General features: G+C 42.3%; 12 protein-coding genes. 4 read left to right on the top strand and 8 right to left on the bottom strand.

Annotated elements, in window-relative coordinates; genetic code table 11:
• Nucleotides 1-85: 85 nt before the first annotated feature.
• Nucleotides 86-370, bottom strand: a complete 285-nt coding sequence (locus LPTSP_RS09955) for an LIC10816 family protein (protein WP_086448304.1) — start codon at nucleotides 368-370, stop codon at nucleotides 86-88.
• A 456-nt stretch (nucleotides 371-826) separates the two neighbouring features.
• Between LPTSP_RS09955 and LPTSP_RS09950 the strand changes: the two genes are divergently transcribed.
• Nucleotides 827-1,972, top strand: coding sequence for a M14 family metallopeptidase (locus tag LPTSP_RS09950; RefSeq protein WP_108928639.1), 1,146 nt, complete (start codon nucleotides 827-829; stop codon nucleotides 1,970-1,972).
• A gap of 42 nt (nucleotides 1,973-2,014) precedes the next feature.
• On the opposite strand, the gene LPTSP_RS09945 is transcribed toward LPTSP_RS09950, so the two are convergent.
• Nucleotides 2,015-3,778 (bottom strand): GAF domain-containing SpoIIE family protein phosphatase, encoded by a 1,764-nt coding sequence (locus LPTSP_RS09945; RefSeq protein ID WP_108928638.1) that lies wholly within the window; start codon nucleotides 3,776-3,778, stop codon nucleotides 2,015-2,017.
• 131 nt (nucleotides 3,779-3,909) lie between these two features.
• Between LPTSP_RS09945 and LPTSP_RS09940 the strand changes: the two genes are divergently transcribed.
• The 3 genes from LPTSP_RS09940 (at nucleotide 3,910) to LPTSP_RS09930 (ending at nucleotide 6,347) form a co-directional block, all read left to right on the top strand.
• A complete protein-coding gene (locus LPTSP_RS09940) occupies nucleotides 3,910-5,145 on the top strand; it encodes a metallophosphoesterase (RefSeq protein WP_108928637.1) in 1,236 nt (411 codons plus the stop codon).
• A gap of 56 nt (nucleotides 5,146-5,201) precedes the next feature.
• Entirely contained in the window at nucleotides 5,202-5,774 is a 573-nt protein-coding gene (locus LPTSP_RS09935) for an MORN repeat-containing protein (protein ID WP_108928636.1), read from the top strand.
• Nucleotides 5,775-5,918: 144 nt separating this feature from the next.
• Nucleotides 5,919-6,347, top strand: coding sequence for a DoxX family protein (locus LPTSP_RS09930; protein WP_108929866.1), 429 nt, complete (start codon nucleotides 5,919-5,921; stop codon nucleotides 6,345-6,347).
• Nucleotides 6,348-6,404: 57 nt separating this feature from the next.
• On the opposite strand, the gene LPTSP_RS09925 is transcribed toward LPTSP_RS09930, so the two are convergent.
• The 6 genes from LPTSP_RS09925 to LPTSP_RS09900 are packed head-to-tail and all read right to left on the bottom strand — an operon-like array spanning nucleotide 6,405 to nucleotide 13,458.
• Nucleotides 6,405-7,490 (bottom strand): hemin-degrading factor, encoded by a 1,086-nt coding sequence (locus tag LPTSP_RS09925; RefSeq protein WP_108928635.1) that lies wholly within the window; start codon nucleotides 7,488-7,490, stop codon nucleotides 6,405-6,407.
• Nucleotides 7,477-8,334, bottom strand: coding sequence for an ATP-binding cassette domain-containing protein (locus LPTSP_RS09920; protein ID WP_108928634.1), 858 nt, complete (start codon nucleotides 8,332-8,334; stop codon nucleotides 7,477-7,479). Before LPTSP_RS09920 ends, LPTSP_RS09925 begins: the two co-directional genes overlap by 14 nt.
• The gene (locus LPTSP_RS09915; RefSeq protein ID WP_108928633.1) at nucleotides 8,331-9,461 is read right to left on the bottom strand and encodes a FecCD family ABC transporter permease; all 1,131 of its coding nucleotides are present in this window, start codon (nucleotides 9,459-9,461) and stop codon (nucleotides 8,331-8,333) included. The genes LPTSP_RS09920 and LPTSP_RS09915 overlap by 4 nt, the downstream gene beginning before the upstream one ends.
• Complete coding sequence (locus LPTSP_RS09910; protein WP_108928632.1) at nucleotides 9,458-10,312, bottom strand: heme/hemin ABC transporter substrate-binding protein; 855 nt, start codon at nucleotides 10,310-10,312, stop codon at nucleotides 9,458-9,460. The genes LPTSP_RS09915 and LPTSP_RS09910 overlap by 4 nt, the downstream gene beginning before the upstream one ends.
• A 27-nt stretch (nucleotides 10,313-10,339) precedes the next feature.
• Complete coding sequence (locus tag LPTSP_RS09905) at nucleotides 10,340-12,832, bottom strand: TonB-dependent receptor plug domain-containing protein (RefSeq protein WP_108928631.1); 2,493 nt, start codon at nucleotides 12,830-12,832, stop codon at nucleotides 10,340-10,342.
• Nucleotides 12,832-13,458 carry an HmuY family protein gene (locus tag LPTSP_RS09900; protein ID WP_108928630.1) on the bottom strand — a complete coding sequence of 209 codons (627 nt, stop codon included), beginning with the start codon at nucleotides 13,456-13,458 and terminating at the stop codon, nucleotides 12,832-12,834. Before LPTSP_RS09900 ends, LPTSP_RS09905 begins: the two co-directional genes overlap by 1 nt.
• Nucleotides 13,459-13,473 lie beyond the last annotated feature (15 nt).

The following is a 13,473-nucleotide window of genomic DNA, read 5'->3' as shown; positions in this document are numbered from 1 at the left end:
GATAATTCTTCTTTTATCTTTTCCAACAAAAAAAGGCGGGAACATGTCCCGCCTTCCTTTCCTTTTCAAATAGGGAGGATTCTTTTTAGATTTCGTTCGGGTGTTTGACGTAGTAGAGCGATAGCCATACTACCCCGAAAAGTACCCCCGCGTAAGCTAGGATCGCAGTTGCGATGTCAATCATAGGAAGAACTGCTGCTATAGGCGTTACTTTAGTCGCAGTAATCTTCGTAGCTTCACCAAGAATTAGGAAAAGACCTCCCAATCCGATTAGGTGATAGCGATTCATCGCATCCTTGGATACTCGGGCAAACCGGGCAAACACAGGAACAGCCAAAAGCGCTAATGCGAAGATGGTCACTGTATCCATGTTCATACCTCCTTAAGGTACTAGGTTAGACCGATGACGGAGTGTGAACATTTCACAAGAGCGAAAAAATTATTTTAAAAAAACATCATGTAATATAACAAGCGGTTTATTACATGATCAAGGTTATAGTTCTTAAGGGTTAAATCATATTTTTATTTTATTTATCACGGAAGTAATAGTTTCCATGAGTGTGTGTCGACATATATTTAGTACATTATAATACTATAATTAATTGGTTGTTTTTTGTTTGAGCGTAGAAGGCCCGCTGCAGTGGATGATCAGAGCCAGCGGACCTTCTTCTTTTTTAGTCCATTTTATACTTATAGTTTTGGGTTCGGATGGCAGGGGGCGATCTGATCAAACGTAAAAATAGAGGCTTAAGATTCATCGAATCGTAATCTAATAGAAAGATTTTTTTTTGGACCTGAGAGCGGAGTTAGGTATGTTCGTGTTTAAGTGGACGTATTATCGTACTATCTAGAAACCTACGAAGCCTGTAGAAAGGCCTTCTTATCCTACAAAAAACAGCTAAAATCCAAGTTTTCTCGTTTCGACTATGAATGTCTGGAGATCCCTAAAGACGGGGGAGAGTTGGATATATATTGTTTAGGAGAAAAGAAAAAACCCGCAAAACGTTTGGTGATTATGAGCTCTGGCATTCATGGAGTAGAAGGATTTGCAGGTTCCGCATTCCAGCGCAGATGGATCGAGGAATTCCTGCTGGATGACAAGAGCGCTTATAAACTTCCTAAAAATTCGGACTTTTTGATTTTACATGGGATCAATGCACACGGTTTCAAAAACTTCCTGAGAGTGAACGAAAGGAACGTCGACCTAAACCGAAACTTTGCTTTAAAAAGAGAGAAACTTCACAAGAAGTTCAAAAACAAGAAATACAGAAAGATCCAAAGTTTTCTAAATCCTGGTTCTGAGTTTGGAAATTTTTTCTTAGAATACATATTTTTCATTCTTCGGTTCTTGGGAGTTGTGATCCGCTTTGGCGCAAAGTATGTTTTGGATGCAGCGGTAAACGGCCAATATGAATTTCCAAAAGGGATCTATTACGGCGGCAGAAAACCTGAACCTGTGGTGCGCGCTTTAAGAAAGTATTTTAAAAAAGTTTTAAAACCTTACGATCGTATTTTGATCTTGGACTTCCATACAGGTTATGGAGCTAAAAATGGGCTTAGCCTAATGCATAATGCGGAAAGTGGCTCTAAGACGGATAAAAATCTCAAAAAAGTTTTCGGCGATTTTGGTCTTCTTTTGAACGAAGGAGAGGAAGATTTTTATAGGACCTCGGGGGATTTTACTGATTTTTTCGGTAAAATTTTGGCAAAAGAAAAAGATCTATTCCCAATTACCGTGGAGTTAGGAACATTCGGAAATTTGAATGTGATGGGCGCTATCCGAGGAAGTTTTTTAATGATCAGCGAGAACCGCATCCGATTTCACGGTTCCAAATCCGAATTAGAAGCGGATAAGGTAAGAGAAGAATTTAAACAGATGTTCTATCCGAACCGCGAAGACTGGAGACTAGCCGCTATGGATCATGTTTTCGGAATTGTTCCGGAAGCAATCACAAGGTTTTCTAAGATATAATTAACTGATCGGATCCGACCATAAGATTGCGAGCAGCAAATCCTAAACTCTATCCACGATCAATAGAGTAACGTCATCTTCAAAATCGGATCTATGGCAATAGGTCCTACATTCTTTAATTAAAGTTTCCGCTGCTTGTGCTGACTGGGTCTGAGAATGATTTCGGACTGCTAGGCTCAGTAAGTCTTCGCTGTATCTTCTGGTCCTATCCGTGTTAGAATGTTCCGTAAGTCCGTCCGTATATAAGACCAATCTGTCTTGCGGCTGGAAAGAAGTTACATATTCTTCGAAGAATAAGTCAGGGATCACCCCGACCAGTTTTCCTTTTGTTTCCAGATGTAAGGAACTTCCTTCCGATTTTCTATACAGGATTGGAGGATTATGACCTGCATTCGTATAAGACAGTGTGTTGGTGCCTGTATGGATAATCCCGTAAAATGCGGTAAGGAAATTTCCAGCTAATTTATTATACAACGCGTAGTTGAGTGCGGTGAAAAACTTGGAAGGACTTCCTAATGTTTCGGAATCGAATGTGCTCACGACGGTATGAATGACTGTCGCAACTACAGAGGCGGAAAGCCCATGACCGGAAACGTCAGCGATCAGGACCGCACTACGATTCTCGTCTAATTTTAAAATATTATAAAAATCTCCACCTACATTATCGTAAGGAATATGTTGTACTCCGAATTCCAACCCTCCCACATAAGGAAGACTAGAAGGAAGTATCTTATGCATTACTTCTCTGGCACGCTTTAATTCCCTATCCGTATCCAAAACTTTGTGGAAAAGATTCGCGTTTTTGATGGTGACACTTAACCTGTTTGCGATAGCGCCCAACATTTCTAGATCTGCATGTGTGAATGCGAATCCCGAATACTTATTGTTTACGCTGATAACTCCCAATAATTCTCCTCTGAATAGTAACGGGGCGGAGATGAGAGAGTTTGCTTCGAATTTATATTTAGCGCTCTTATCGTATCTTGGGTCCTCGTCCAGATTTTGGATGAGTAGGCTTTGTTTTTCTTTTGCAACCCAGCCTGATATTCCTTCTCCATAAGGGACTTGTATATTATGAATTGCTTCTTCTGGGATCCCTCTGGCCGCTAAAACACGCAGGACTTCTAACGTAGGATCCGCAATATAAATGGTTCCTGCTTTTGCTTCTAAGAATTCGAGTACCTTGTCTAAGAGCCAATTTCCTAATTCATGGATGCTTTTTTCTGCGACCGTTAATTTTTCGAATTCGTAAAGTAGTCGGAGTTCCAACACCCTCTTCTTAAGGGTTTCGTGTGCTTGTGCATTTTTGATTGCGATTGCGGCCATTTCGGAAAGTGAATTGAGAACCTCTACATCCGAGGCATCAAAACTTCTGTTGTCCGATTTGTTCAGAATTTCAAGGGTTCCGATCACCTTGTCCGCAATGTATAAAGGAACGCATGCAAGTGACCTGGTCCTAAATCCTGTTTTTTGGTCCAAAGCAGGGTTGAATCTGGGGTCCGTATAGGCGTCTTCTAGAATGATCGGTTTTTTTTCTTTAGCCACCCAGCCCGCGATCCCCTGTCCAGGTTCGAGCCTTGCATATTTTTGGACGATCTCTCCTTTTTCACCCAAGGCAACTTCGCAGTATAAAAATCCGTCCTTCTCCTCTAATAAAAATAGGGAGCTTGCTTCCGCTTCTAACAGATCTTTGGAATACAACATGATCAAAGGTAGAAGTTGGTATAGGTCTAAATTTGCATTTAGGATCGTACTCGTATTCAGTAGACTTTTGTATTTTCTGGTTTCCGAGTCAGTGGTAGACATAGATGGGGCAAGACTCTCATGGATCGGCGAGTAAGTCAACGGATTGTCGTTTCTGTCGAAACAAAATGTGAGAAAGGCTGTTTTTAGAGGAACTCTCGCCCTTTTTTTCGGTCGGATATAAGTATCCGGTGATGGAGTTCGATTTGCAAAGGTTATTGATTTTTCTTAGTGTTTTTACCGTTATTCTTTTGATAGGTTATTCTTACGCGACGAGTCGTTTGATCGCACCTTTTGAACTCGGAACTTTTCAGAAGGTTTCTTTATGGATCGGAGTAGTTTTCCTGGTCCTTCTCACCCCTAGCGCATATCTTTTAAGTTTATTTTTTAGAGAAACCCAATGGCAAAAGTTCTGGGCCTATTCCGCTTTTACTACTTTGGGATTTGCGACCATTCTCGTTTCCTTCGTAGTTTTTAAAGATCTGGGAAACTTGGCTTGGAGAGGAGTTATTTATCTTTCGGACCTTCTACAATCCAAAAGTATTTCTGTCGCATCAGCCGAAATCGAAACGTTAATGGGGGCGGAAAAATTCGGAAGAGGGGACTTTTTAGCCAGGATCTCTTCCTTTACACTTTTAGGGATCGCAGGTGGGTTAACCGCTTTCGGATTTTACCAAGCTAAAAAAACTCCTACGGTCAAACATGTGAGAATCAAGGTAAAGGATCTTCCTGACGGTCTGCACGGCTTTAAGATCGCACAACTTTCCGACATCCATATCGGGCCAACGATTAAGGGGAAGTTTTTAGAAGGTGTGGTCTCCAAAACAAATTCTTTAAAGCCGGATCTGATTGCAATTACCGGGGACCTGGTCGATGGCACCGTAAATATGTTGAAACATCATGTTTCTTCGCTGAAAGATCTGGAATCTAAGTATGGTACATTCTTTGTAACAGGAAACCATGAGTATTATTCTGGTGTAATCGCTTGGATCCGAGAATTAGAAGATCTTGGAATAAATGTATTATTAAATCAGAATAAACTAATAGATCATAATGGCGCAAAGATAGCTGTCGCAGGTGTAACTGATTATAAGGCACATACGATTATTCCAGGTCATAGAACAGATCCTAAACAGGCTTCTCTCGGAACGGAAGGGGCCCATTACAAGGTGTTACTTGCTCACCAACCGAATTCCATTTTTGAGGCGGCTAAGGTAGGTTACGATCTTCAACTTTCCGGTCACACTCATGGAGGGCAGTATTTTCCAGGAAATGTGTTTATCCATCTGTTCCAAAAGTTTGTGGCGGGTTTGAGTAAATGGGAAGATACCCAACTTTACGTAAGTAGGGGAACCGGTTACTGGGGACCTCCATTAAGAATTGGAGCTCCTTCTGAGATCACTCTGCTTGTTTTGGAAAAACAGTCTTAGAACTTTATTGACATTCTGATCTTCCCGGGCTCTCTGTAGGAAATCCGGGATCCAGAATGATCAAAAGAATTTTCACCTCGATTTCCTTGTTCGTATTCTTATTTTCCAGCTCCTTCTTCTTTTCCGATTGTTCCAAACCAAAGCCAAAGTCCAACCCTGAGATCGAAAGATTAAAACCTAAAAAGAAAGCGGACGATAGGGACCAGGACTCAGATATTTCTTCCAGAGAATATTTCGACGAGGATGCGGACGGCAAACCTATCGAAAGAAAACCGGAGCCAAGTCCCGGAGTCAGTCTTAGATCTTTTGCAAGCGGTTCTCCCGGATGTAAAAAAGGAAATTGTAAGAACGGAGAAGGTGTCTATGTTTACGATACCAAAGACGTTTACTCCGGCAGATTTGTGGGAGAGATGAGAGAAGGTTGGGGGACTTTGGCGTATTCGGATGGAGATAGATACGAGGGCAATTGGTCCGAAGATAAAAAAATAGGTTCTGGACGTTATGTGTTTCGGGACGGTTCCGTTTTTACCGGATCGTTTACAGCAGAAGGTAACGGGAACGGTAAATATACGAAAGCCGGCAGAACTACTCGATGCAGATTAGAGAGTAGAAAGTTACTCTGCAAATGATCCTTACTGAACGATAATCCTTTTGGATGAGTTTATCTATATATTAATAAACGATTGTTCGATATACAAGATCTCTTTTTTACAAGAGGTCTTGATTTTCAAAAAAAGAAAGATAGAATGTTCCATCGCAGGACGGAGGTCCGTATGGAAAGATGGCATGATTGGTTAGAGACTCATCGGGATTGGTGGATCGATATGGTCCGCGTATATTTAGGCGGTGTTCTTGTGTATAAGGGATTAGCATTCCTTGCAGATACGGATGCGCTCATCCGACTCATGGAACTAAATAACGCTCCTTATGCTTCTACATTACTCGCTCATTATATAGTGATCGCTCACATTTGTGGTGGTGTGCTGCTGATGGTAGGACTTCTGACTAGATTCTCCGCAATTTTACAATTGCCCGTGCTAGTCGGGGCCGTTTTGTTCATCCATGCAAGAGAAGGTTTCGTATCTCCCGGATCAAATCTGCCTTACGCGTCCATGATCCTACTTTTACTTTTACACTTTTCTCTCTATGGATCCGGTCGTATCTCGGCTGATTTTTATATAGAAACACATAAGAGTGTTTAAGGAAAACTTCGTTAGCTCTTTGGACTTATTGTAAAAGAGCTAACGATCCTTGTATTCTTAGGCGAGCACTGACACCTTATCTAATAGGCCGACCCAATCGGTTCTTTCCGGCTGTCCCGGTTTTCTTTTCCCGAAAAACTGAACGATCAATTCTCCGTTCTCATCGTATACTTCCATGGAGTGGATCATTCCGTCTTTAGAAGGTTTATCCACTATATACACTTTGGAGATCAGGTCGGATCTTAAGTGTAGATTGAATTCAGGATCAAGTACATTCCACCAAGATTCCAAAACCTTAATATTGGTGACTTCTCCCGTATGGATCTGGATGGAACCTGGGTTTCCCACGAAAACCATGATCGGTGTCCTGTCTAAGGAAGCCATTTCTAACATTCTTAATACTGCTTTGGGCTCGACGGTTTTAGTGAATTTTCCGCTGGCGATCTCCATGGATTGGATCCTGGAAACACCATGTTTTTTTAATAGAGAGAAAAACTCGTGAGTGTCTTCTAATTTTGCCCAGTCGTTTAAGAATTCAGCCTTGGTTTCCGGCTTAAGTTCTTTTTTCTCCGCTACAGCGGTTTCCTTTTTGTTTTCAGAAGAGAATAAGGAGGAGAAGTCTGGAGATTCGTTTTTGAATTCCGATCTTAGTTTTTCCCAAGCGGACACATTCGATTTATCAGTAAGGAAAAGTTTGAACATAGCCTCTCCATTTTCATTGAAGAACTGAAAGGATCTTTGGATGGAATCTTGTTTAGGTTCTTCTACAGAAAATCCGTATTTCCAAATTCCTGGGAAAAGTCTGAGATCAATATCCGCTCCAACGACTAGGATATGTCCCGGGCCGGAACTTACTTTTTCGAATATTCCTTTTCTTTCATGTACGCAGGCTTCGTTTCGAGTGAGGACCATTACATGTCCCAATTCTCCGAATTTTGCGAACAATTCACCCCAGCTGGTTTGGAGGGAAGAAACTTGAGGGAATCCTTCCGTTTTTGAGATCTCGGAGGCAGCTAATAGTCCACCTTCCGAAGTTTTTAGTTGGGAAGCGATCTCTCTCATTCTAAGACGAGGTTGTGTTTCTTTGATCTGTTTCCAATCTTTGATGATATTCTCGATTTCTAACGATTCAGCGATGGACATTTTCTTTTACTCCTTTAGCATCTAATGTATATGGCGGTTCTTTTTTTGTGTGTTGTTCTGCGGGGCCGAGAGGGATGAGATAATGCCCTCCTTCCGGAAACGGGACCTTTTTAGTTCTCAATCTGAAATGTTCTAAGACAAAATCCTCATCCAGTATATTCTCCGGAACTCCGTCCGCTAGTATCTTACCTTCTTTTAATACTGCAATCCGATCGGCATATCTCAAAGCTAGATTCAAATCGTGAAGGATACAGAGAACGCCTCTTCCTTCTTTACTGAGTTGTTTTGCTTTTTCTAATAGAGAATGTATTCTATTCGGATCTAGAGAAGCTCCCGGTTCGTCCAAAAGAACGTAACTTTCTCTTTGGGTTGGTTCCTTGTCCTGTACCAAAACCCTTGCCATTTGGGTCCTTTGTTTTTCTCCACCCGAAAGTTTATTATAAGTTTGGAATCTTTCTCGTTCCCCTAGATGTACCGCATGAAACGCATCTTCGGTGATCTGGTCCTCTAATGGTTTAGGAACTCTTAATTTAGAGCATGATCTTCCCATACGAACGATCTCATCCGCGATAAACGGGAAATGGATCTCTGATTCTTGGGAGAGAACACTTCTGCGAAGCGCCAGGTCTTCCGAATCGTACTCCGACAAAGGAATCCCATCCAAAAGCACGAATCCTTTATCCGGGGACATTTCTCCGGAGAATAATTTTAATAAGGTGGATTTTCCCGCTCCGTTTGGACCAAGCACGATCAAAAGTTCTCCCGGATACAAACTTATATTGACCCCTGACAATAAGAATCTTCCCCCTCTGGATAAGGAAACGTCTGATAATACTAGGCTCATCTAAATTCACCTTCTCTACGTTTTGCTTGTAGGATTAAGGACAGAAAGAATGGACCACCTATTCCTGCGGCAATGATTCCGATCGGAAGTTCAGATGGGAAGGCGACAGTGCGTGCAGCCAAGTCCGCTATAGAGAGAAGAAGCGCTCCTCCGAATAAGGAAGCAGGTAATAACGTTTTATGGCCCGGTCCTAAAACCATTCTCAGAATATGAGGAACGATCAAACCTACGAATGCGATATTTCCACAGATGGAAATGCTAACTCCTACTAATAGACTTGCTAGAACAATGGTAAGATTTCGGATCCTTCTTACCTTGAAGCCTGTATGAAAAGCTTCTGCCTCACCTAATGCTAAAGCGTCCAAACCTCTGGCAAGTACTGGAAAGAAGAAGGTAACGATTAGAAGAACGGAACCGAGTAGATAAATTTTATGCCAGCTTGCGATTGCCATACTTCCCAAACTCCAGAAAGTAAGATTTCTAAGTTGCGCATCGTCTGCGAGATAGGATAAAAATCCTAAAAGAGAAACTACGGTCGCGTTTACCGCGATCCCTGCAAGCACCAGAACTAAGGAAAATCCTCCACCTTCTCTTTTGGAAACCACATGTAAGAAGAAGGAAACAGAAAGCGCTCCTCCAAAGGCGCATAACTGCAATAGAAAACTTTCTTTTCCTTTCAGTTCTGCGGGGAAGAATGTAAGTATTTTTTCGGAGAATACGATCCAGGTAGAAGCTGCTAATGCTGCCCCTGGGCTTACTCCTATAAATCCAGGTTCTACCAATGGATTTCGAAATAGTCCTTGTATACAAACTCCTGCAGACGCAAGACAAGCTCCGACTAACATAGATAGTACGAGTCTTGGCATTCTCAAATTCCAAACTAGAACGGAATGCGGGATCTCTAATTCAGATAGGGAATCCTGTCTTAAGATCAATACTTTCAGGATCTCTTCGGTAGAAAGTTGTATGGATCCGAATTTAAGAGAAAGTATCCCGATCCCGAAAAGTCCAACGGCTAACAACGTGTATACGAGAATAGGTGGGACTTTTCGTCCTGTTATCTTTTTCTTTTCTACCCCTATACTTTTCATTTCAGGGGAAGAAGTTTCCGGAGAGGATATAATCATTTTTTCCCAGGCGTTTTAAGATGGAATGACTCGAATAATTCCTCGATCCCTTGACCAAGTCTCGGACCGAAGCCTAAAAGGATTAGATCGTCTATCGCAACTACTCTGGATTTTTTTCCTGCAGGAGTATCTTTTACTCCCGGAAGAGAGAATACTCCGTCTTTTCCGCCAAGGCTTTCTAAACCTCTGCTTGGAATTAAGATAATATCCGGTTGTGCTGCTATCACTGCCTCAGGAGTGATCGGCTTAAAACCTTTGAATCCATCCACTGCATTGATCCCTCCGCCGAGTCGGATCATTTCGTCTGCAGGAGTTTCCGTTCCTGAAACTTGTGCAAGGCTTGTTCCCCTATGATATACGAATAGGACTTTAGGTTTGGATTTTAATTTGGAAACCTTCTCCGCAATTTTGGAATGTTTTTTGCGGATGTCTTGCACGATCTTTAGTGCTTCTTTTTCCGCACCGATCTCTTTTCCGATCGCAAGAATATTATTTAACGCAGGTTCTACTCCTGGCAATCCAGGATAGATAATCACTTTTAAACCTGCAGATTTGAGTTGTTCTATTACTTCGGGAGGACCTGCATACTCTAATCCAAGGATCAAATTCGGCTTTAAGGAAAGAATCCCTTCTGCGGAAAGCGCTCTTTGGTAGCCTACTTTAGGAAGTGCTAATGCTTCCGGAGGATAAAGGGAAGAAGTGTCATTGCCCACTACTAGTTTACCTTTTCCTAATGCAAAAACGATCTCGGAAACGGTTCCGTTCAATGTTACGATCCTAAGATCCTTTGCCTCTGCAAAGATAGATGCAGGTAAACAGACGAACAAAGCCAAGGTTAAGAGTTTTTTCATATTGGTTCTCCCAATTTTAGAATGTTTTTACCGGACTCCCGGTACAGGCGAAGAAGAAGGTATCGGCGCCGCGGAATAATCCGCAGGAGCCGCGCCCGCGCTGAACCTTCCATCTATCCCCACATAATAGAATCTAGGTTTTTGCGGATTATAAGTAAGATCGAATGTGTCTAGAAGGTTGTCGACACCTGCGAATATTTCAAAAGTTCCTAATATTTTCTGAGAAACTCTGATATTCAAATTGGTATGAGGGTTCACCATTCTTACACCGTACGTGGGTCCTGTAGTACAGTAAGATAAGTTTCTTTCCGTACAATATTCTTGGATGCCGCCTGGAATACTTCCGAATAATGCATTGATCGTATTCGTTGCTTGTGTAGTAAGCTGAGCGCTAAGTGCGGAGAGCTCCGTAGGCAATTGAGGATCGCACCAAAGCGGATTTTTTTGACAATAATAAGGCTGTTTTCCGAAGATCACCGCGAATAAAGAGAAACTGAATCCGCTAGGTTGGTGATCTATTCGTATATTGGCATTCCATCTATGATATCCTCTTCCTTCTAAAGGAAGATTGGTCAATTCGTCTCTTGTATCCGTATATGTATAACCGCCGCCCAAGGAAATATTCTGATGAACCCTAAGAGTAACGGAAGATTCGAATCCTTTTGTAAGAGCCTTTTGGTAATTGGATGTATTAAAGATCTGTAATCCGGATGCATCCCTAGTCGGGTTAGTCCTGAATCCGATCAAATTATCGATATTATTATAGAAGAAGTTAAAGCTAAACCAGAATACCTTATTCGGTTCCCATTCTCCGCCTAAGTTATAACTGCGAGAAAGTTCAGGCTTTAGGTCAGGATTTCCTGCTACTCTATAGCCCACACCTGGGTTTATAAAATTATAATATAGATCCTGGAAGCTGGGAGCTCTATATCCCAGGCCATTGGCTGCCCTGATGCGGAATTTATCGGTCACATCGTAGCGAACCGCTAATTTAGGAAGGATCTGTCCTCCGTAAATGGAGTCGTGGTCGGAGCGAATTCCGGGCACGATCTGGATCCTAGGAGCGCTGGATACTCTCCATTCATCTTGCACATAAAACGCATTTCTTTGTCTTTGGGCATATCCATTTTGGGTCTGGTACGGGTCTGTTCCCCCGAGAATATCACTCGCACAAACATAAGGAAAATTTCTCTTACAATCCGGAGCGATCCTTGCGGAAGAAAATTGGTCTATTAAAGTTTCCGCACCATATGAGATTACATGTCCTTCTGAGATCTTGTGATCTAAACGGGTCCGCAATTCTGTGACTGCGTTATCTAACTTTTCCCTTTTATCCTGGGCGTCCGACTTTCTTTGGTCGTATGTGTAGGTATCGAAAAATCTGGCGTAGTTTGTATTTACGTTTAAGTTTAATGTTTTGGTAATTTCCCAATCTGCGTTGACCGCGCCCATGAAGTCATGGGTTTTATTGCTTCTATCGTAAACTCCTCTTGGAGGAACAGCATCTACCGCATTTTGGTTTAGATATCTATAATAGAATTGGAAACCTATTTTAAATGTTTCCGAGATATCGAAAGTTGTCTTATTAGAAACGTTAATGTCTTCGAATGCGCTACCGGAAGTGGATTCTAAAGGACCTTCATAAGGAAGTTTTTTGCGATAAATATATAGTTTGGTCCAAAGAGGAGTGTCTGTAGGAAAGGGGGAATAACTGGAAGAAAGACTTTCTACTCTTCCGTTCTTAGGACCTAAGGTCGCATCCGGAGTTAGATCGTAACCGTCTCCTCTATGCCAACCTGCAGTAAAGTTAGTGGATACGATCCCTTTGCGAACTCCTACGGATGCGTAGTTACGGAACTCTGTTCCTGTTCCATAATAGACAGGATTTCCTCCTCCCATAAAAGTCCTAAAGTTTGCGGAGTAGGGATCTCTTTGTTCCTTGGTGATGATATTGATCACACCTGCGATCGCATCCGAGCCGTAAAGAGCGGATGACGCACCTTTCACGATCTCAATTCTTTCTATATCTTCCGCTTTAAATCTAGTTAAATCTATGGAACCGCTGAAACGTCCCGTGGTCCTTTGTCCGTCTACTAAGATAAGAACGTTTTGCCCTGCAAGACCTTGCAAACGAACTGTGGATCCTCTTTCTCCCGCTTGAGCCGGACGAACTTCTATCCCTGGAACGTTGCCCAGAGTTTGGGAGATATCTCTGGCTCCCATTGCATCTATATCTTTTCTGGTGATCACCTCGGTAGTGATCGTGGAATCTTTTAAAAAACCTTTTCTACGAGTACCGGTAACGGTGATGATGGAGCCTCTATCGTTGTTCCCATTACTAACATCTTTTCCCGTTTCCGGATTCGCTTTGGACTTATCAGGATCTTCTTTTTTTTCTTCCGTCTTTTTTTCAGGAAGTACTTCTCCTTGAGAGAAGATAGGAACTCCTAGGAAACATAAACCTGAAAAAAGGATCAGATAAAGTGTTCTAGGAAGAGAAGATGATTTTATCTTCCCCATCAAAGTTCCTTCCAGATAAATGTAGGGAATCCACTAGTACTTGCGTTGTCATAATAGTCTGTGACTTCTAATCCGAAGAAGGAAGTTCCGTTCGAACCTTGGATCAAATATCCTCTTGATTTCGCGGTTAGAATATGAGTGGTTCCGTTATAATCGTACCAATCCCAGAGAGCAGGGCTTGCGTTTTCAGTTGCAGTTCCGAATCCTCCACCTCCGGTTTGGGACATGAGTTCATCTACTTCCGGAGTACAATCTCCGCCGGTTACGGCAGCAAGATTTGTATCGCCCGCATTAAAACAAGCGCCTGCATTTCCGGAACCGCTGGTCCCGCTATTGGTACCTATTACGAATCTTTTAAATTTTAGATCCCATGTACCGGACTTGGTTGTCTCTGTTCCGCCTGCCTTTAGGTCTATATATACCCAGCAACCGCTTGCAGTTGCGTTAACTCGGGTAGTAAAAGTCCCGGAACCTGTTGTTGTTGTATCACCGGGGGCCTTGATACATCCGCCACCATCTTCCAATGCTGCTAAAATCGCAAGACCGTCGTCCCCTCCGGTGCTAGGCCCGCAGAAAACACTTAAAGTTGCCATGAGAATAATGAAAATTGAATGTAATGTTTTCATTATATAATCCCCCTT

The organism is Leptospira johnsonii (assembly GCF_003112675.1).
In the GTDB taxonomy this organism is placed as follows: domain Bacteria; phylum Spirochaetota; class Leptospiria; order Leptospirales; family Leptospiraceae; genus Leptospira_B; species Leptospira_B johnsonii.
This window is presented reverse-complemented; position numbering and strand designations above follow the sequence as displayed.

What these genes read in the sequence shown, in the direction of transcription:
- LPTSP_RS09955 (WP_086448304.1), bottom strand. Translation starts at nt 370, where the DNA reads ATGGATACAGTGACCATCTTCGCATTAGCGCTTTTGGCTGTTCCTGTG.
- LPTSP_RS09945 (WP_108928638.1), bottom strand. Translation starts at nt 3,778, where the DNA reads ATGTCTACCACTGACTCGGAAACCAGAAAATACAAAAGTCTACTGAAT.
- LPTSP_RS09940 (WP_108928637.1), top strand. Translation starts at nt 3,910, where the DNA reads ATGGAGTTCGATTTGCAAAGGTTATTGATTTTTCTTAGTGTTTTTACC.
- LPTSP_RS09935 (WP_108928636.1), top strand. Translation starts at nt 5,202, where the DNA reads ATGATCAAAAGAATTTTCACCTCGATTTCCTTGTTCGTATTCTTATTT.
- LPTSP_RS09930 (WP_108929866.1), top strand. Translation starts at nt 5,919, where the DNA reads ATGGAAAGATGGCATGATTGGTTAGAGACTCATCGGGATTGGTGGATC.
- LPTSP_RS09925 (WP_108928635.1), bottom strand. Translation starts at nt 7,490, where the DNA reads ATGTCCATCGCTGAATCGTTAGAAATCGAGAATATCATCAAAGATTGG.
- LPTSP_RS09920 (WP_108928634.1), bottom strand. Translation starts at nt 8,334, where the DNA reads ATGAGCCTAGTATTATCAGACGTTTCCTTATCCAGAGGGGGAAGATTC.
- LPTSP_RS09915 (WP_108928633.1), bottom strand. Translation starts at nt 9,461, where the DNA reads ATGATTATATCCTCTCCGGAAACTTCTTCCCCTGAAATGAAAAGTATA.
- LPTSP_RS09910 (WP_108928632.1), bottom strand. Translation starts at nt 10,312, where the DNA reads ATGAAAAAACTCTTAACCTTGGCTTTGTTCGTCTGTTTACCTGCATCT.
- LPTSP_RS09905 (WP_108928631.1), bottom strand. Translation starts at nt 12,832, where the DNA reads ATGGGGAAGATAAAATCATCTTCTCTTCCTAGAACACTTTATCTGATC.
- LPTSP_RS09900 (WP_108928630.1), bottom strand. Translation starts at nt 13,458, where the DNA reads ATGAAAACATTACATTCAATTTTCATTATTCTCATGGCAACTTTAAGT.